The sequence below is a fragment of the Marinifilum caeruleilacunae genome (assembly GCF_013141825.1).
GTDB lineage: Bacteria > Bacteroidota > Bacteroidia > Bacteroidales > Marinifilaceae > Marinifilum > Marinifilum caeruleilacunae.
Genome location: NZ_RZNH01000013.1, coordinates 1 through 20,841 on the forward strand (window position 1 = coordinate 1; position 20,841 = coordinate 20,841).

12 protein-coding genes are annotated in these 20,841 nt (G+C 37.9%); 6 read left to right on the forward strand and 6 right to left on the reverse strand.

The genetic code is table 11. From position 1 onward, the window contains the following. Positions 1-406: 406 nt before the first annotated feature. Positions 407-625, forward strand: a complete 219-nt coding sequence (locus tag ELS83_RS09445) for a hypothetical protein (protein ID WP_171595313.1) — start codon at positions 407-409, stop codon at positions 623-625. A 409-nt stretch (positions 626-1,034) separates the two neighbouring features. Here the strand turns inward: ELS83_RS09445 and ELS83_RS09450 are convergent, their stop codons facing one another. Together ELS83_RS09450 and ELS83_RS09455 are read right to left on the reverse strand one after the other, a co-directional pair. Continuing rightward, a complete protein-coding gene (locus ELS83_RS09450) occupies positions 1,035-2,474 on the reverse strand; it encodes a SusD/RagB family nutrient-binding outer membrane lipoprotein (protein WP_171595314.1) in 1,440 nt (479 codons plus the stop codon). 12 nt (positions 2,475-2,486) lie between these two features. Then, positions 2,487-5,717 (reverse strand): SusC/RagA family TonB-linked outer membrane protein, encoded by a 3,231-nt coding sequence (locus tag ELS83_RS09455; RefSeq protein ID WP_171595315.1) that lies wholly within the window; start codon positions 5,715-5,717, stop codon positions 2,487-2,489. A 743-nt stretch (positions 5,718-6,460) separates the two neighbouring features. On the opposite strand from ELS83_RS09455, the gene ELS83_RS09460 reads away from it, so the two are divergent. Then, entirely contained in the window at positions 6,461-8,524 is a 2,064-nt protein-coding gene (locus ELS83_RS09460) for a tetratricopeptide repeat protein (protein ID WP_171595316.1), read from the forward strand. Positions 8,525-8,691: 167 nt separating this feature from the next. Here the strand turns inward: ELS83_RS09460 and ELS83_RS09465 are convergent, their stop codons facing one another. Together ELS83_RS09465 and ELS83_RS09470 are read right to left on the reverse strand one after the other, a co-directional pair. After that, a complete protein-coding gene (locus ELS83_RS09465; RefSeq protein ID WP_171595317.1) occupies positions 8,692-10,047 on the reverse strand; it encodes a SusD/RagB family nutrient-binding outer membrane lipoprotein in 1,356 nt (451 codons plus the stop codon). Positions 10,048-10,062: 15 nt separating this feature from the next. Continuing rightward, positions 10,063-13,275, reverse strand: coding sequence for a SusC/RagA family TonB-linked outer membrane protein (locus ELS83_RS09470; protein ID WP_171595318.1), 3,213 nt, complete (start codon positions 13,273-13,275; stop codon positions 10,063-10,065). A 616-nt stretch (positions 13,276-13,891) separates the two neighbouring features. On the opposite strand from ELS83_RS09470, the gene ELS83_RS09475 reads away from it, so the two are divergent. Continuing rightward, positions 13,892-14,182: a hypothetical protein gene (locus ELS83_RS09475; RefSeq protein WP_171595319.1), complete on the forward strand. Its 291-nt coding sequence runs from the start codon at positions 13,892-13,894 to the stop codon at positions 14,180-14,182. Positions 14,183-14,830: 648 nt separating this feature from the next. Here ELS83_RS09475 and ELS83_RS09480 read toward each other — a convergent pair. Next, positions 14,831-16,000: a 1-acyl-sn-glycerol-3-phosphate acyltransferase gene (locus tag ELS83_RS09480; RefSeq protein WP_171595320.1), complete on the reverse strand. Its 1,170-nt coding sequence runs from the start codon at positions 15,998-16,000 to the stop codon at positions 14,831-14,833. A gap of 275 nt (positions 16,001-16,275) precedes the next feature. Between ELS83_RS09480 and ELS83_RS09485 the strand changes: the two genes are divergently transcribed. Then, positions 16,276-16,953 carry a zinc metallopeptidase gene (locus tag ELS83_RS09485; protein WP_171595321.1) on the forward strand — a complete coding sequence of 226 codons (678 nt, stop codon included), beginning with the start codon at positions 16,276-16,278 and terminating at the stop codon, positions 16,951-16,953. 475 nt (positions 16,954-17,428) lie between these two features. Continuing rightward, complete coding sequence (locus ELS83_RS09490) at positions 17,429-17,866, forward strand: hypothetical protein (RefSeq protein ID WP_171595322.1); 438 nt, start codon at positions 17,429-17,431, stop codon at positions 17,864-17,866. Positions 17,867-18,111: 245 nt separating this feature from the next. On the opposite strand, the gene ELS83_RS09495 is transcribed toward ELS83_RS09490, so the two are convergent. Continuing rightward, on the reverse strand, positions 18,112-19,692 hold the full coding sequence (locus ELS83_RS09495) for a M20/M25/M40 family metallo-hydrolase (protein WP_171595323.1): 1,581 nt from the start codon (positions 19,690-19,692) through the stop codon (positions 18,112-18,114). Between the two features lie 494 nt (positions 19,693-20,186). Between ELS83_RS09495 and ELS83_RS09500 the strand changes: the two genes are divergently transcribed. Beyond that, entirely contained in the window at positions 20,187-20,834 is a 648-nt protein-coding gene (locus ELS83_RS09500; protein ID WP_171595324.1) for a CoA transferase subunit A, read from the forward strand. Positions 20,835-20,841: the final 7 nt, after the last annotated feature.

Sequence of the window (20,841 nt, forward strand, 5' to 3'; positions counted from 1 at the left end):
GGTCATTTCCCCTTCTTCAACTTGACGTACAACTGACAATTTAAAGGATAAATTATAATTTCGTTGGGTACGCCTTGCTACAGTCTTTCTCAATATTTTCATAAATAAGTCGATTTACTGTCAACTTATTTCAGGACGGGACAAAGCAAAAAATCTAGGGCGTGTAAGTTCAAATCACTTATTCTTGAAAACTATAAGTGCGGTGGGGTGATTTTCGAAGCAAGTTCGAAACTTCCCCTCCTTACTAATAGTTTACTGCGCCTAATTGCTCTGAACTTCCAATGCCCGAAGGGATACCAGAATTTTGTAATTTTAATTGTATCAATAATCTATTAAGCATACTATATATTTGTATTTCGCCACAAATTTTAATAATTTCGATCAACGAAAATCAACTACAAGAAATATGAAATTGATAAAGTTTCTTCTGATCATGTCTGCCTTTTTAATTATGGTGGCAGCTATTTTTAATCTTTTATATTCCGGTGCCGAAACGCCTGACAGAACAGGTGTATACATCGAACTGGTGGTAATGTTCATTTTAATGATTTCGATGGTGCTTTTGAGCAATGTCGAAAAGAAGATGAAACAGTTGGAAGACAAAAAGGATCAGGAGCTTGAGTAGCTCCTTTTTTTATGCACTAATGTGAAAACATGTTTAAGAAAACTAAAACTTTTTTGAAAGTGAATTCGTAAATAATGTTAACTCTTGTTAATATTCGAACCAGCTATTAAAGTTTTTGGTAAATTCGAAACACAAGCTCTAAAAAATAAAAACACAAGAACATATGCTTGAACAAACAAAAATCGTCTTAGCTAATGTTAGTTTCGACTTAGGTCTATTCAGAAAAGAATTGATCAAAGCAATAAAGTGGCTCAAACCGTCGGAAATCGCATCACTAAAACAGTGGTGTAAAGAGAATTTTTCAGGAAAGTACGACGAAATCGTATCGGAGGTAATACAACCTCAACTGTCTTTTTAATTGGTAAGTAAATTTTAAATAGAAGAGGACCCATTTAGGGTCCTCTTTTTTTTAGTTTACATCCCAGAACAATTTAGTAGCCAATTCATCACCACCTATTGCAGATGCAGCAGCATTGTAATTTGCAGCATTCACCAATGACTCATCGGTTGGATATAATAATCTGTTAGGATTAGGAACCTTATTTGAAGCAGCAACAGCTAAAGTTGGGAAATCCAATCTTTTTGCTTCTGTCCATCCTTCGTGCCCCTGGTTAAACGAAGCGATATACTTTTGCATACCAATCTTCTCTTTCCAATTTGCAGCATCATAAACAACACTTGGCTGAGCCAAATAAGTAGCTAAATCAGCAGCACCAACTCCCCAAAATTCGAAAGATGATGTAATTGCATTCACGTAGTGCGTATTGGCATCACCAGAAATAATTCCTCTTTGTACAGCTTCTGCAAGGAAGAATTCCACAGCTGTATAATCCATTAAAATACCTGGATAATCAGGCGTGTAGATTTTTGGGTTGGCATGACTAAAGTTGGCATAAGCATTACCTGCACCACCATAAACACCACCTACATAACCTGCAGCGATATTATCATCATAGTAGAAAGCAATTCTTGGATCTGCATATGATTTTAATACATTAATGAAGAAATCAGAAGCGATAAAATCCGAATTACGTGAATCGGTTACAAAGTAGTTGTACATTGGATTTACGTATGGCTCTGAACTTGAGAATGCAAAGGCTGCATTGTCTGCATTCGATTCAAAAACACCAGTTGCAACTGCACCTGTAACCAATGTAGATGCCAATGAAGCATTAACGTCGGCCAAACGCATACCCAATTTCAACTGCAATGAAGCACCAAACTTTTTCCAGGCTGCAATGTCGTCACCAAATAAGATGTCTGCATCAGCTCCAAAACCACTGGCACCAGCATCTAAACCTGAAATAGCAGATGTTAAACTATCCGCAATTGCAGAATAGATCGTTGCTGCATCCTCATAAGCAGGATTGGTTTTATGAATATCCAATGCATCACCGTAAGGAACATTACCAAAGTTGTCTACCAAATACTGCCATGAATAAACTTCCAGTATTTTTATCATTCCCAATTGATTCGCTTTCTCAGCTTCAGTAGCTTTAATAGCATCTAAAGCTCTAACACCTGCTTTAGCATCTTTCAATTCCATCAGAATTTCAGTATAAATGTTATCCCAAATACTCCCACCAACATCGCGGTTGGTTGGATCATATGACGACTCCTGTATATAAGTTGTTTGGGTAAAGTAGTTTGCCCAGAATCGATCCAGGTTTTGGTTGTAATCAGCGTCTGCCATTTGTCTGGCCAGGTTTTCCATAGCATATGAGAACAGATACTGTGGATCTACCTCAGAGGCATTCTTATTGTCGATGTTTCTTTTATGAATATCGTCTTCACACGATACTGCGATCATTGAAACAATTAGAACTATAAATAAATATATCTTTTTCATGTCTTGCTTGCTTTAAAATTTAACTTTTACATTAAATCCATATTCCTTCGTACTAGGTAGTGTGGCCATCTGTATCCCTTGTAAGTTCCCCGAACTTGAAGTGTATTCAGGATCTCCATATGGTAAATTCTTGTCGATAATCCATAAGTTTCTACCAAATAAACCTACTGTTGCATCAATAAGGCCAATCTTGCTAATTAAAGATTTAGGAAGTTGATAATTCACTGTAATCTCTCTTAATTTTACATATGATGCATCGTAAACCAATGCTTTATCAGGTAAATAACCATCAGTTTCACTTGAGCCACCATAGTAACCGTAAGGTGCCTGGTAATTATGAGCTTCTGCTCTGGTTGTGTTTTGTTGACCATCTTTAGTAACTCCATCTAATAAGATACCACCACCGTCTTTTACTCTATCACGTTTAGGATTTCCTAATTCGTTCAAACCCGCAGTTTCAGCATATATACCAGTAGCTCGACCAAATCCCATATCGTAAGAAACAATATCTCCACCTTTCTGGAAATCAATTAAGAAACCGAAGGAGAAATTCTTATAACGGAAATTGTTACTAACACCACCATTCCAATCTGGCTGGATATTACCAATTACTTTCTGGGTACTTTCGGTTCTTAGATATTTACCATCGGAACCAACAACTTTCTTACCGTTCTTATATTGAAAGTCTGTACCTGTAATTGTACCGTAAGCTTCACCAACACGTGCATTAATCGCCGTGCTCCACTGGTTATACATCAATAAGTTTTTAATGTCATCGTTCAAGCTAACGACCTTATTCTTGTTCTTAGCCCAGTTTACATTCACCTTCCATTCAAAATCTTTGTTTTTAACAGGCGAACCAAATAGGGCTAATTCAACCCCTTTATTGGTCATTTCACCTGCATTTACATACTTGTTGTTGTAACCTGTAGCAGTTGAAACCTGGGCTGCCATAATTTGATCGGTAGTACTCTTATCGTAGTACGATAAATCTAAACCAACTCTATTGTTGAGCATGTTCAATTCCAAGCCAATTTCGAATTCTTTGGTTGTTTCATTTTTAAGCTCAGGATTATTATAAGTATCCGGAATATAGAACATTGGAGCACTACCAAATGCAGTTGCCCCTGAATAGGTACTCAATATACTTAGAGGGGGAGCATCAAGAGCAACTTCTGCATAACCTACTCTAAACTTAGCATAGTTTAACCATGATAAATCCAAGAGTTCATTGAAAATGAAACTTGATGAAATGGCCCAGTAGTTGTACTTGTTATCATCTTCTGGAAGAGTTGAAGAATAGTCCCTTCTGAAAGATCCTTCGGTATACCACTTGTCCCACAAACCAATGGTTGCCTGGGCATAGTAGCCGTACTTAATCTGATCAATATCCGCTTCATAAGCCGGTTCCAATGCACTTGCCGAGTTGCTTAAAGAGTATAACCTTGGAACTACCAGTCCTCCGGTAGTAGACGAACGAGTACTTCTAATTTTCTTGTTCTTGATGTTAATACCTAGAAGTCCTCTTAAGGTCACATCCTCAGAAAAACGCTTGTCTCCGTTTAACATGAAATCGGTATTGTACTCTTCGAATGTACGCTCATATTTTCTGTACCTAGGCAAATACAAAGAACCAACAGCAATACGTTCTTCTTGCAGGTCTGTATAGGTATCAATCCCAAATCTTGCCAAAGCATTAAGGTGCTCATTAATTTCATAACTCAACTGGAATTTACCAAAGAATCTGTTTCTAACATCAGTTTCGTAGTTCTCATAAATCACCCAGTAAGGGTTATCGAAATAATGGGGAGATAGATTGCTAGAAGAGTTAGAATTCCAGGTGATATTTTCCTTGGTTGCCAGGTACGCTTTCTTTTGATCTTGTACATCAACGTTGGTTTGGAACCATTGCCTAAAAGATTGCATTACGTTACCTGCATTATAACCTGTACCGTAGCGACCTTTACCAGATACCCTTGTGTATGTTGCTTTTGCATCAACCTTGAATTTCTCAGTTAATTTATATGAAGCAGCAAAATCAATAATGTCTTTTTTGATTTTTGAGTTTTCAATGATACCTGAACGATCATCATTGGTATAAGCCAAACGGAAAGTTCCATATTCATTACCTCCGTCCAGGGCAAGGTTGGTAGTTGACACAACTCCTGTTTGGAAGAAAGAACCAGGTCCATTCTTAGGTGCTACCCAAGCAGTTTTTTTCTTATAAGTATCCAATTGAGGATAAATGGAATTCCATTGGTAGACCATCAAACCCGGATCATAAGCTCCACCAAAAGAAGCATCTTCTCCAAATGGCACAACCAAATCAAGCGTACCATCTCCATCAAAATCTTCATCGTAGAAAGCACCGGTCGAACCATAATATGCACCGTACCCAGCTCCATACTCTTTCTGATATTTAGGGAATGTATCTTTATCGTACTTGCTAATGGTTACACCCTGGCTAATGGTTACGCCAATGCCTTTTTTCTTAGAACCTTTTTTCGTGGTAATCAGAATTACTCCATTGGCAGCGTCAGATCCATAAAGAGCCGAGGCTGTTGCACCTTTCAATACAGAAATCGACTCGATTGATTCAGGATCAATATCAGAAGCAGCATTACCATAGTCATAACCACCTCCACCACTCTGTGTAGAATAGGTATTTGTATTGCTGTTACTAATAGGTACGCCATCTACAACGAATAGTGCCTGGTTGTTATTCATGAAAGAGTTCGATCCACGAATAAGGATGTTTACAGATCCACCAATTTGACCCGATTTTTTAATGTTAACGCCACTAACCTTACCAGATAGGGAACTGATAAAACTCGCATCTTTTGCCGTACTTACAGCGTCACCGCCTACTTCTTGTACGGCGTAACCAAGAGACTTTTTCTCCTTGGTAATACCAAGAGCGGTAACAACAACCTCATCTACACCTATAGATTCCGTTTCCATAACCACATTAATCACAGTTTGGTGACCAACTGAAATTTCCTTTGTAAGCATTCCCACACTGCTAAATACCAGTACATCCGATGGCGATGCTTGCAGGGTATAAGCTCCATCGATATCTGTACTTGCTCCAGTGGTGGTTCCTTTAATCACCACCGAAACTCCAGGCAATCCCATGCCATCTTCGGCGCTGCTTACTTTTCCCGAAATGTGCCGATTTTGGGCAATAGCACATTGTAATCCTATGAGCACAAGAATTACATTCATACAAATTAGTTTTTTCATACATTAAGATTTATGGTTAATAATAATGGCCATATGAGAATGAGTTTTCCCGTACAGCCATTCGCTTTTATGAGATCAAAAAAGGAGGAGAGGAAAATACCATTAACCACAATGCTTTACCTCTCCATCACTAACTAAAAAAATGAATTTACACTCTGCATGCAGATATAGGGGTACCTAACATGAAACAGTTGTTTTAAATTCCCTATGAGCTTGTTATCATTTTTTTTCTTTCTCAAAAAAATGATTACAATCCCCAATAAGCCCACCAAAGCCATGTATATCAGCGAGCTTATTTTGATGTATTAATTGTTTTTATGTGTATCGAATGTCAAGAAAATATCTCTCAAAAACACCTGCTATCGACATAAAGGGTGTCACAATCGACAAAACCAGTCATTTTATCGACTTGTATAAATTATGATATATATAAAAGTTGGAATTTAGACTAAAAATATCGTGTAGATCAAATCTTAGAGTGTAGTTTTCAACGAATACAAGCTCAACTGTCTTTTTAGCCAATCAGTAATTTTAAATAGCCTTGTTTCAAATAAAAATCATGTTCTTTATTGTTATTGGATTGTCCATTATTCACAAAACGGACGTGAGATCTCATGACCCGATGGCAATTCCATCAAAATTCCAATTAAAAATTAATATGTTTTAATATTTGGGATTAATTGCTAGTTTTATTGAACACTTATGTTACTTAACCAAAAATGCTTATCCCTAAATCAATATCGATGAATCTGAAATTTGTATTGCTTAGCTTGTTATTAGTCTTAGCACTTACTTCGTATGGAGAAAAAAAGAAGGATAGTCTTACCATAAAATCCCTAAGACTTTCAAATACTAGTCTGATTGATAATTTCTATTCGGATGAATATCTTATTAAAGGAATCGGAAAAATCCAAAACGATAGTCTGTATTCAGGAGTGAAAGACCTCTTAAAAGGCGTACAGTTAAAAGAGAAAAGCGAAAATTTCGATAGAATCTATGATTATCAGATGTTGGAATTTGTAGTTTACATGAACTTGTTTGTCTATTCGAAGTGTGAGAAGTCGGTAAGTGATCAATTGGCAATAATTATTAAATCAGCATTTCCTTCCAATTTATCAGCTCACACAAATCAGTTAAATCTTGATTTTTCTGATGTGAAAGACAAGGATATGATGCTTAGGCTTCATCTCTATCAATCAGTGATTAATCGAAACCAGAAGAAGACCGAAAAATACCTTCAGAAACTTGTAAAACGAATGCCCGATTCTAAAGCATTGCTGCTTTTGCAAATTCAAAGTTTGTATGATAGCGGAGAATTTGAGAAATGTGAAGCCTTATTAGACAAACTATTGATCAAGTATCCCAAATACGCTTATGGATACTTGATTCGGGGATCCATAAAATTGCAACAAAATAATGCAATGGAAGCAAGTGGCAATTACTATAAGGCATTAGAGCTGTATTCATCCATACCATTTGCCTGGAACGAATTGGGAAGAATTTATTTGACCCAGAAAAAATTTACAGAAAGCAAAAAGGCCTTTCGAAAAGCAATTAAATTGAATCCTGCTTATAAATGGGCTCATATTAATTTAGGAATGTGCCACTCCATGACCTATAAAGTAGATAGTGCGATTTATTATTATAATAACGCACTTGAATTAGATCCGACTGATGCCGAATGCTATTCCTTAAAAGGAGGTGTTTATTCTTTAAGATTTAATAATACCGAAGCAATTTACAATTACACCAAAGCAATACAATATAATCCTAAAAATGAATACTATCTGAAGGATAGAGGGAATGTGTATTTTAAAATGGATAGTTTTCAGTTGGCCATAAAGGATTTTGAAAAGGCAGCCAAAATCAATGACAAATACGATTATGTGTTTAGAAGGTTAGGCGATTGTTACAGAGAAACAGAGCAGTTGGATAAAGCGATTGAAAATTATAAAAAGGCAGTTTCTTTAAGTCCGAATAACGAAGATTTAATGAGTGAGTTGGGCGAAATTTTATATTGGAACAACCAATACAAAGAAGCAATAAAATATTTGGATAAAGCCATTGCAATTAATCCAAAGAATGCGATTTATTATGCTTCTCGTGGAAATGCATATGTAGGAATGGATAGTATCGATACTGCCATAAAAGATTTCTCAAGTGCAATAAAAATAAGTCCGGGTTATGCATTCGCTTATTCGAGAATTGGAGATTGCCACTCTATGCGGGAAAATTGGAAAGAAGCAATTATACAATACGACTTAGCCATTTCTTTAAGTCCAGAATATGAGTACTCCATTAGAAGTAAAGGAAGATGTCATCAGGAGTTAAATGAAAATGATAAAGCCATTGCAGAGTATAACAAGGCATTAAAACTAGATGCCAAAAATGTTTATAATTGGTTGGCCCGGGCACATTACTACATACAAATGGAAGAGTTCGAAGCTGCCAAAGATGATTTATTGGAGGCAATAAAATCCGATCCGGAAAACAGCAGTGCCTACGGAAATTTAGGATGGGCCTACTACTGCCTCGATCAGTTCGAAGAATGTGTAAAATGGTCGAAAGAGGCAATTGCTATGGATGATGATGCCTATTACGCCAAGTTCAATCATGCATTAGCATTACTTCGATTGGGAAAAACAGATGAGGCTTACGATTTGTACAGAAAGTATCATGATGAGGCAAAGAAAAAGAAGATGGAACATGATGGAGCCGTACAGGATTTAAAAGATTTAATTGAAAAGGAAATATTGGTGAAAGAGAGCACCTACATTATTCAGGAGATTCTTGGCAAGGCTATTTAATGGCTCAGGCTCTTTCAGCCCGATGCCTTTAAGCACCAGGTAGCCAACCAACCAATTGTGGAAAAGCAGGCCATTCATGAAATGTTTGTTGATCAATTTGCTGCATAAAATAAGAGGCTGCTCATTTTGTGAGTAGCCTCTTGTTTAAGAGATGTTTGTTGTGTTCTTTAACTATTAACCTTTGTCGGAGTATAAATGTCTTTTATTTCAGGTGTATTAGGATTTGAATTTATTTCAGATTGAGGATAAATGAATCGCTCGGGAAATTTACTGCCGGATTTAATAGGAACTCCAATATGATTATCGGTTCTTCTTAAATCGTTAAAAACTTCAATTTGCCCATGAAGTGAAATGTATTTTTCCTCTAGTATTTCACTTAATAAGTCTGCATCACTAGCAAAATCTGTATCTACATATTCACTATACTTCCCTGCAAATTTTTTATTCCAGTAAGCTCTCACTTCATTTAAGGCATCTAAGGCATTTGCTTTTGAACCACCTCGCCATTCGGATTCAGCCTCAATCAGTTTATTCTCGACCCAGGAGAAAACAGGAAAAGGACTGCTGTTTGACCATATTTTTCCAGTATTGGGGTCCCAACTGCCACTACTTCCTGCATAATAATACGCCAATCTTCCGGCTTCATCTGTTTTGGTGTCGCCTCTGTACTCAGTAGCAGAAGCATCCAAGAGTTTTGGTAAATAAGCATCACTAGCACCTAAATAACCGCCTCGATACCATGCGCAAAATGAAAAGTAGATATTAAATTTACCATCTATCCAATTACCTCCATCATCATGATTAATTAACCATTCAGCATCAGAAGAGGGTATCCCTAGCTTTGCATTTGCCAATGCATTTGGATAATCTTTTACATGGAGGTAAAATCTTGATTTTAGAGAATATGCTATTTCTTTCCAACGCATATTGGCACGTACAGTTTGGTCGACAGTTTCAGAACCATGAACAGCCTCTGTTACTGTTGCATTGCCAACATTCGCTATAGCTTCATCCAACAGGCTTTGCAATCCAGCATAAACCGCCAATTGATCATCAAAGCTTGGTTCTGGAAATTTGTCAACATTTCCAGCCTGAGTAAAGGGTACATCTCCCCAAAGTGATGTTGCCAAACCAATTAAATTTGCCTCTACAATTTGCGAAATACCTTTAAGATGAGGGTCATTGGCAAGTGTTGCTTTTTCTTGAATTAGTTTACATTGAGCAACACCATCGGCATAAAGCGTACTCCAAATATTAGAAAAGTCACCTGCTGTAATCAAATACTTCTCAAAAGAAAGGTATTGCCTATCAGCTCCTGTAAATTGATCACTAAATATATTTGAAATTCGCGCTAACTCACCTTCCGCAACCAGAGCATTAGCAAGCAATGGAGTGTTAATAATTAAATCCGCTGGTGCATCCTTAAAATTGTTAGGATCGTTCTCTTCTAAATCAGCAATCTTATCGCATGAACTGATTGCAAAAATGAATAGAAAGAAGAGTAATATTTTATAATTTTTCATACTGTCTAAATTTTACTAAAATCCAACTTTGATTGAGAATAGATAAGATTTTGTGCCAGGATTTGTAAAGTAATCCAAGCCACGACCATTGGAGGCTCCTGTTAGGTTTGTTTCAGGATCTACTCCTTTGAAATCCGACCATAATTTTAAATTACGGCCTGTAAGGGCTAGTTCAACCCTGTCAATTTTCAATTTGTTTAGTATCGATTTAGGAAGCTCATATGCCAATGTAACTTCTCTTAATCTGGTCCAAGATGCATCCTTTACAAATTGTTCTCCAACCGGACCAAAACCACCTCCAAGTGATTTATACCAACTCTCATCAAGAGCAACATTTCCTCCACCAAAGTTGTGAATGTTACCTCTGAATGCTGTTCCTTTCGTGATGGTTCCATTGGCATAGTTTTTAAGATCTGCCGAGGCTATTGATTCATTTGCGGTAATAGGTGATATCCCGAAATGTCTGAGCACTCCTTGAGTACCTGCCCACATATCTCCTCCTTGCGAAGTTTCGAATAGTACCTTTAAATTAAGTCCCTTATAGCTAAAGGTAGAACCGATGGCTCCTTTCCAATCCGGATTTGGATCACCCAGAATCCCTTCTTCTAACGCTTGTTTTGGAAATCCATTGGCATCTAGTTGTAAAGAACCGTCTTCATTTCGGGCAAATTTTCCACCCCAAAGAGTTCCTAATGCATGTCCTTCAACAGCTCTGGATGATGTTCCGGTAAAACCATTTAGAAATATTGAAGTAACACCCTGAAGATCTTCTACTTCGTTTTTGTTTTTTGTGAAGTTGACCAATACATCCCATTTGAATTTAGAATCCCTAAATACTTGTCCTGTTAAGTCAAACTCTAACCCCTTATTAGAAATTACCGCAGCATTTTCCAATTTGGATGAATAACCAGTTGAAGCAGGAACATCAACAGCAAATATTACATCTTTAGTTTTATTTGTGTAATAGGTTGTATTCAGACTTAAACGATCTTCGAAAAATCTCAAATCTGCACCTACCTCAAACTCTGTTTTTCTCTCCGGATTCAAATTAGGATTTCCTTGCATGGTACTTCTCTTCAGTCCACCGCCAAAATAAGAAGGATCCATATTTGGTCCCCAGCCACTCTCGACTTTACCTCCTACAAAATCAGTTACAGTTACATACAATGGAGGTGCCAAACCTACAGTACCATAAGCAGCCCTTAATTTACCAAACGAAAGAATACCACTATCGTTCATCACTTTTGTAAACTGCCATCCAACAGAGGCTGAAGGATAGAAAATTGCATCTTTAAAAGAATTTGATTTTTCCGCTCTTCCTGTTAATTCAACCAATATTTGGTCGTACAGTTCAAAATTAACAACAGCATATCCACCCAAAGTTTTTTGCTTTTTCTTATAGTTGTCTGGAGATTTATTATCTGTTGTAGCATTACTGAAGTCAAATATCTGATCATTAACGTTAATGAAATTACTCATGCTCCCATCTAAATAGCTCTGGTAATTTTCATTATACTGCAAACCAAGGATATATGACATTGAAATGTCATCATTCAGCTTATGTAATGAGCGTACAAAAAGATCTAAATTGTTTTCTTTTTGCCAGTCATCTTCTTCTTTATAATAGCCAGTTGCAACACTTGCTGCCGAATTTACAGGAAAGAATGTGATTCTTTTATCGAAAGCAAGATCCAATCCATATCGGAAAGTAAATTTTGTTTGAGGTGTAATATCCCATGTCAATTCAGGATTGATCATTACGCGGTCAACATCTGAGGTATTAACCTGTTCGTTAATGGTCCAGCCTGGATTGTTATACGTAGGAGGTGCATCACCCAAATATCTGCGATAAGATCTGTGTGAATTAAAAGTTGGAACACCATTGGCATCGTAGTATGTGCCTTTATATACGGTATTATCAAAATCGGGAGAGGTTCTTAGATATCCTAAATACAATCCATTTAAATTCGATCCATGCTGAATACGATTACTCTTTATACGAGAATAAAAGGTGTTGATTCTAAATTTAACTTTATCATTAATCATGGAAGAATAATTAACCCTCAAAGAAGTTCTTCTGTAGTCCGATTTACCTTTAATAATCCCATCCTGATCCCAATCTGCCAAACTTATATACAGGTTACTTTTTTCTCCTGCAACAGAAATACTTGCTCCTAAGTCTCTCGCAAAACCAGTTTGAAAAACCTGCTTTTTGTTGGTGTCATTGAATACATCTTTCGATTTTTTTTCTTTTATCGGATATATTTTTGTGCCATCAATACCTTCAAAATAGGCTCCGGTTTTATCGAGTAAATCTGCTCCACCAAGTCGAGACGAAATCTTGTCACCCCAACTTTCACCTCGGTTGGCTTCCCACTTGCCATTTCGGCCTTGTCCATATATGCTTTGCTTGGCATGCTCGCGGTTGATTTTATCCCAAGAGAAACTTGCTCTTAGGTCAACATGAACATGCTTGCCTCCTTTGACTTTACCTTTTTTTGTAGTTATTACCAAGACTCCATTAGCAGCCCTGGTTCCCCAAACCGCTGCGGCTGAAGCTCCTTTCATAACATCTACTGATGCAATATCATCTGGGTTAATATCATTCAAGCGTGATTGTTGAACAACGCCATCGGTGCTTCCTCTGTCGGGATTAGAAGAATTAATTGGCACACCATCTAAAATAATTAAAGGTTGAATATTGCCTGTAATGGTTCCCTGTCCTCTAATTTGTAAATAAGCTCCTGCTCCTGGATCTCCTGAGTTTCTGACAACAGTAAGGCCTGATGTTTTACCAGACAAACTCTGAATCACTCCTGATTCTCCTGTAGACTCCAAATTATCAGCATTAACCGAAGTAATTGCACCTGTTATTTTGTCTTTACTTTTAGTGATACCTAAAGCAGTCACTACCACTTCATCCATCCCAATAGATTCCGTTTCCATAACCACATTAATCACAGTTTGGTCACCAACTGTAATTTCTTGTGTAAGCATTCCCACACTGCTAAATACCAGTACATCCGATGGCGATGCTTGCAGGGAATAAGCTCCATCGATATCTGTGCTTGCTCCAATAGTGGTTCCTTTAATTACCACCGAAACTCCGGGCAATCCCAAGCCATCTTCGGCGCTGCTTACCTTTCCCGAAATGTGCCGATTTTGGGCAATTGCAAACTGTAATCCTAGTGATACAAGAATTACAGCAAGACAAATTAATTTTTTCATACAATAAGATTTATGGTTAATAATAATGGCCATATGAGAACGAGTTTTCCGATACAGCCATTCGTTTTTGTGAGATAAAAAAGGAGGAGAGGAAAATACCATTAACCACAATGCTTTACCTCTCCATCACTAACTAAAAAAGAATTTGCATTTAAGTATTTGGCTTAGGGATGATCCCTAACAGCTTGTTATCATCTGTTACTTCCCACTACAAAAATGACACAATACACCAAATCAACTTTTCATGCTTTTGAGTATCAACAAGCTTGTTGTAAGCCTGCCAAATGTTCTCCTGTGCATCGAATGTCAATAAAATATCTTGCAATAACACCTGCTATCGACATAAAGGCCTTGTGAATCGACAAAGCCTTATGTTTTATCGACTTAGTTTTGTTATGATCAATTATAAAATCAGGTTTTTAGCCGAAACATTGTAATTTCGAGAACAGGAAATCTGGAAGTTTGAACTAGAATGGACAGGCTTACAAGAATTAAATCTGCCAGTTGAATTTTCGGATCGCATAATCCATCAAGCACTTATATGCAGATTCTTGCAGCTTTTAATCTTGTAAACGAAAAAAATAAATTAACTTCGCAGCTGTAAAAATTAAGAAAGATGATAAAGTTTAAGCGTCATATTAAAGTGGATGACCAGGTATTCGAAACCTGGTTTGGTATGGATATCAAAAAGAAAGGCAGCAGGCCAAATGTGAGTATCTTTTATTATACCGATGATCCGAACGAAGAGTTGAGTGTTCATCAGTTAATTAAAGCCAACTTTACCAGCAAAGACGAAGCTGTAAAATACGGTACAAGATTCATGCGCCGCATGTACCAGGACATGATAAAACGTGAAGCTTCTTCCAGCGAAGAAAACCAGGAAAACGAGGAAGAGACAATATTGTAGAGTCGTTTTGACTTTAATGCATATGGCCCAATCGTTTGATTGGGCTTTTTTTTGTGCTTGATTTTCTTTTTTATAGGGAAAAGAAAGATTGCTATGAACTGCCAATGCCTAAAGAGGCCGTCACAAGACTATTCGAGTTTCATATACTTTATGCCTGAAAGGCATATTTAATTTAGCCCAGGATGAGGGAGTAAGCGACCGTTTGCCTGGGTTAGCATTATAAGTTTTTACTCGTTGCAACTGCTGGTTCTAATTGTTCTGTTATGTGTAATGCAACGTAGGGTATTTGCTCAAGCCGCAAGGGCTCTTACTTTTTCCATTGATGAAAAAGTAAGCAAAAAATCTAGGGCGTGTAAGTTCAAATCACTTATTCTTGAAAACCATAAGTGCGGTGGGGTGATTTTCGAAGCAAGTTCGAAACTTCCCCTCCTTACTAATAGTTTTCTGCGCCTAATTGCCTTGAACTTCCAATGCCCAGGTGGCTCTGCAAGCTTTTAAGTATTAATCCACTTTATATATATCATCTATGGAGAAAAGAAAGGATGCCAATAACTGCACAAGCCGCAAGGGCTCTTACTTTTTCACAGATAAATTCGACCTAAAATCCAGGCAAAAAAAGGCTTTCAATCGAAAGCCTTTTGGGAATATTTAGTCTAAAACAAATTCTGGTTTGGTTAATTCAAGCCTGTTTTTCACAGGGTTGGCATAAATCTCGAAGAAAATCTGGCGCAATCTCTCGGTATCTTCACTTCGATCTTCGATGGTAGCCATTTTCTTTTCCATGTGTTTCAGGAACAATTCTTTTTCCTCGATGGTATATTTGTCTAAGAACTCTTTGCTGCCGTTTACAATATCGTAAGCAATATAGTTATCGGGCCACAATTTGTAGTTCTTGTGAATTCTGTAGTCAATTAAATCAGCAAGAGCTTTGTATTTGTCTTTGCTCTCGTCCATTTCCTCAATGGTATCCAACATATGATCAATTGGCTTTCCAATATTGAAATGCACACGACCTTTTTCGTTAATCATACCACGAATCATACTTCTAAGGTCGTCCTTAGCAGTTTTCTGATATCCAGACTCGGTTTCTTTCAGGTGTACTTCAAGAGTTTTCATTGCATCGCACGGCTCATATTCGTAAGAAATGGCTACGGGTACAATTCTTAAATTTTTGAAGTGAGCACAAAATTCTCTTCCGCCACTCATTTGTAGCATTTTTAGAAGGCTCTGCTGGGTTCTGTCGTCACCATCTTTGGTTCGTCCTTCGCGCTGTGCAATCCAGATAGAGGATTTTTTAGTGTTTAGGGCAAAGTTGATGTAATTGGAAAGTTGCTTCGAGCTTTCCAGCATTTGGCGAACGGTAACATTTCGGTTTACAACAAAACTTTTGTTCAGCTTTACCAAATCGGCAATCCAAGGCTGAATTAGCAAGTTGCTACCAATGGCAATTTCGGTGGTTTCGAAACCATTGTGATGCAGCATTACATTTAATAATGCCGAGTCGAGTATAATATCACGATGATCAGAAATGAATAGATAGCTCTGTTTAGGATCTAAGTTTTCTAACCCGTCGATGGTGATTCCTTTGGTGGTATTGTCGATGATGTGCTGAGCCAATCGGATAATAAAATTACCCTGGAACTCTTTGATGCTTTTCACTTCGCTCAAAGCTTTTTCAATCATTTCTTTCGAGAAACCCGGAAAAAGTTGTTGTGCAAATTTAATAAACGCCTCTTCTTGTATAAGACGATTTATTACTTCAACTACCTCTGAATCGTTATACGGTCTTATGTCATCAAAATCTGATTCGCTGATCATTCTTTGGTTGAATTAGTTTTTAAGGAGTGGCAAAAATAAGCATTATATGTGTAAATCTATGAAAATGTATTGACTTTTTGGTTTAGTGCATTTTAAATCTATCTGAAATTCAAATATTTGGATTTTTCGATAACTGGTTAAGAGGCGTGATTATGATTGCGATACAAACTACATATTGTCTGGCTGGTAACTGACAAATCGGCACTAATATGAAATGATTATATATTGGCAAAGATTTTGATCCATTGCAAAGTGAATAAACAAAAAGAGAGAATATGAGTATTTGGATCATTTTTATAGGTTTTACCTTGTTGAGCTGGTTGGTGAGCCATCAGCTGAAGTCAAGATTTCAGAAATACTCTCAAATTCCAACTTCGAACGGAATGAGTGGGAGAGAGGTTGTTGAGCAAATGTTGAGAGATCATGGAATCACAGGAGTGAGAATTGGATCGGTGAGTGGTCAGTTGTCAGATCATTATAACCCTGCCGAAAAGACCATAAATTTAAGTCAGGAAGTATATCATGGCCGCAATGTAGCTGCTGCTGCAGTTGCTGCCCACGAAACAGGTCATGCCATTCAGCATGCACAAGCCTATTCGTGGTTGCAAATGCGATCGGCCCTGGTGCCGGTGGTGAGCTTTAGCTCGAAATGGGTACAGTGGATTTTATTGGCCGGAATTATCATGGTTAATTCCTTTCCACAGCTCCTGCTGGCAGGTATTGTAATGTTTGCTGCAACTACTTTGTTCAGTTTTATTACCCTGCCGGTTGAGATCGATGCCAGTAACCGAGCTCTAAAATGGTTAAAAACAACAGGTATTACCACCTACGAATCGCAAAAAAGTGCTGACGATGCACTCCGATGGGCAGCCTACACTTATATTGTTGCCGCATTGTCATCTTTGGCTACGCTAATGTATTATGTGATGATGTATATGGGCAGGAGAGAGTAATGGTTTGAAAAAATAAAAAGGGAAGGCTTCATTTTTGGTGAGGCCTTTTTTTTGTGTCTTTTCTCATTTAAGGAGAAGAGAAGGGAAGCTGTTTTACTTTTCGAGTTTTATATGCTTAATGCCTGAAAGGCATATTTATTTTAGCCCAGGATGAGGGAGAGTAAGCGACCGTCTGCCTGGGTTTGCGTTATAAATTTTTACTCGTTGCAACTGCTGGTTCTCATTGTTCTGTTATGTGATATGCAACGAGGGGTGTTTTGCTCAAGCCGCAGGGGCTCTTACTTTTTTCATGGATGAAAAAGGAAGTAAAATCCCGATAGCTATCGCGGACCAGGGCGTATTAGTTCAATTTATTTTATCTTCAGCTCAGATGAACGTTGATACTTTCGATGAGGATGTATTTTTTTAATCTTCTTTTTATTTGAGCAAAGAATTCTTTTCTTATTTTTATTCGTTCAAAATAATAAGATAAGACATGAGTAAATTTATAAAGTACGGTTTTGTAATCACTTTTATCTGGGTGGGGTTTATACTTGCCATTAGTTTTATGGAAGCCTGGGTGAAATTTCGAGCCGAATCTCTGGATACACCAACAGCCTTAGAAGTGGGCATGCATGTGTTTGGTGCATTGAATTTTGTTGAGCGAATTTTTACGGCCATTCTGCTCGTATATGTGTTTGTGTATTACACCGATAAAGTGGTTGTGGTAACAGGTATCACTATCTTTACATTTATAGTGGCGCAGTCGGGTTACCTGCTGCCGGAACTAAACGAACATGCCCAACTGATTATGCAGGGCATGCAGCCCGAAAAAAGTTCGGTTCACCTTATGTATGTGGTCATGGAAATAATTAAACTGCTTGCCTTATTTGTACTCGGATTCAGGCAGGTGAAAATCTACAAGAACTTGTAAGAACAGATCTAAAAGAAGATCGTCAAATCGCAGGAAGCTTAAGCGATTGATGATAAAAAAATAAAAACCCAGGGAAATGGTCAAAAGACAGTTTTCCCTGGGTTATTTTGTATTCTATTGTAATGGAACTATTTCACAAGCCTTCCTGAATGAATGTTTCCTATGAGGGAAACTGTCGACAGACTAAAGGGTGAAATGAGATGAGTAAACTCGTTTACTTTTTCTTCTCCTTGTGCATTCTGTTCCTACTTCTTGCTCATCTCCTTTTTGTCCTTCTCTTCAATATAATACCCTTCGCGGGATAAAAGGTGCTTCAGGTTCGCAATTCCATATACCACAACAGCTGTCACAATAGAAGAGTGTTCCTGGTATTCAGCAATGCTCATATTGTACAAATCTCTTTCGGTATGCCAAATTTCCCTGTAGCTAAAATCGTAGCCAAAATGGTCGGTTTTTCCGAACTCCATGGTAGGTACACCTGCTACAGCAAACGGACCACTATCTGTTCCCCAGGGAGTTTTTGGACGTTTTGTTGCCTGGCGTTTTTTCAATGTAAACGGAATGTCTGGGTTGATGCTTGAAAGAGGTTCGCAAATCTTTTCCATATCGTCCCACATGGCCTCTGTAACACTTAGGCTGGTGGTTGCCGTTGGACCGCTGTCGCGATTAAACATGTTGGCAATTTTATCCAGTTTATCCTGGTTGGTTTTGATCCAGTGTTTCGAACCCAACAGTCCGAACTCTTCGCCTGCCCATAGACAAACCAAGATGGTTCTTTTCGGTTTTCCTCCTGCTTTCATAATCAGGCGCGCAGCTTCCATGGCTGGAGTAACGCCCGAGCCATTGTCAACACCACCGGTTGCAATGTCGAAAGCATCCAAATGTCCGCCCATAATTACATACTCGTTCGGGTATTTGCTGCCTTTAATTACACCAATTACACTATGGTATTTCACCGGACCCATTCTAAAGTGATTGCGAATGTCGAACTCCAGTTCGAATCGCTGGCGTTCCTTTGCCATCTGGGCGATAATTTTGTACTGATGCTCGTTCAGTTTGATATCTGGAATTTCTGGAAGTGTCTCGAAAGTCATGTCCATTAGGTTCTTTCGGTCGTACATGGCAGCAATAGGAAGTTTAGCCGACTGAATAATTCCAAGAATTCCGGCATCTACCATTTGCTGATAGAACAATGCTGGCTCTTCTTTCATAGGAATCAGTTCCACTTGTTCTCCATGTCGATTTCTCCAGTTAATTCTTCTGATGCTATCGTTTTTCTTCTCAATTTTTGCATTCTCGGCAATGATTTCTGCCCTGCGCTCTTCCGCTTTTTGCGAGTAATCGATTGGCCATCCTTTGTTTTCGCCACCAATAAGTACCCAGGCACCTTTTAGTTTGCCTTTCATGCGATCGAACTGTCGCTGGGTTTTTGGTTCTAAAACAACATGTCCTTTTTGTACTCCTTTTGTTCCCGATGTGTACGAAGGAGTTGCAAAGTGTAGGTGCAGGTTATCGCCACCCAGCATTCTTCCGAACCAAGGACCGCGGTTAAAGCCTACCGGCAGACTTCCTACTTCATCCATGATCACCTCCATGCCCCATTCTTTGAATTTGCTGGCTGCCCATTCGGCCGAATTGTCATAAGCGTTTGAGCCTATCAATCTGCCACCAAAGCGGTTGCTCAGAATATCAAGATGATCCATACACTGGTTATCGGTTTTACCGATCTCAATAATTTTTTTGACCACAGGATCTTTTTGCCCAAAGGAAAGGTGGGTTGCCAAAAGAAAAAAGGCAATGAAAATGAGTTTTAGGTGTCGTTTCATAAAAGTGTGTTTTGATTGTTTCATTTAAGGTTGAATTGTGAGCACTAAAAATAGTGAAATCTGCCGAGCTAATTTGATTTCTGAATATGTTGAGTGGCAAGTCGGGAGGCTTGTAAAATGAGCATCTTTTTCTTGTTTTTAGACTTTCTGCTCTATAACATATCCTTAGAATGATTCTGTATTACATGTTGTGCAGCAGTTAATTTTTTCCAATGCACCATACAAATTGTGTTATTTTTAAATAAAGAGTTAAAAATATAACACGAAAATTGAGTTTTTTAACGAAAAAACGTTCGGATTTGATCTTGTTTAGAATGGTTATAAGCAATATTTCTCTACTGATATTTCCGTTTAGATTCAGTCTTAATATGAAGATTTGCAATCGTTTTCAAGAAATGAATATTCCTTTATCTTTGTGAATGAATTAACAAGTATGATTTCTGATTAGCCTTAAATTATTGAGGGATAAGGAAATCTTCAAAAAAATTATTTCGATGAACAAGATAATCTCAATTACGGACGCAGTATCGAAAATACAAGATGAAATGACCATCATGATTGGTGGGTTTCTTTCGGTAGGAACTGCAAATAATATGGTTGATCAGCTTGTTGATGCTGGTGTTAAAAATTTAACTATCATTTGTAATGATACTGCTTTTGCAGATAAAGGTCTTGGTAAATTGATTGCGAACAAACAAGTGAAAAAGGTGATTACCTCTCACATTGGAACCAATCCTGCTACCATCGAGCAAATGAATAATGGTGAAATCGAAGTAGAATTCAGTCCACAGGGAACACTTGCAGAGCGTGTTCGTTCTGGAGGAGCTGGTTTGGGTGGTGTATTAACGCCAACTGGATTGGGAACCATCGTGGCCGAAGGAAAAGATGTAATCACAGTTGATGGCAAAGAGTATCTTCTTGAAAAGCCATTGAGAGCTGATGTTGCATTGATCGGCGCAAGCGTGAGTGATGACCAGGGTAACCTGATTTATAAAGGAACTACACAGAATTTTAACCCATTGATGGCGACTGCTGCAGATCTTGTAATTGTGGAAGCACAGGAAATGGTGAAAGTAGGAGAGTTAAGCCCTGAGCAAATCAAAACTCCTTCAATTTTTGTGGATTATATCGTTAACAACTAAACTAATA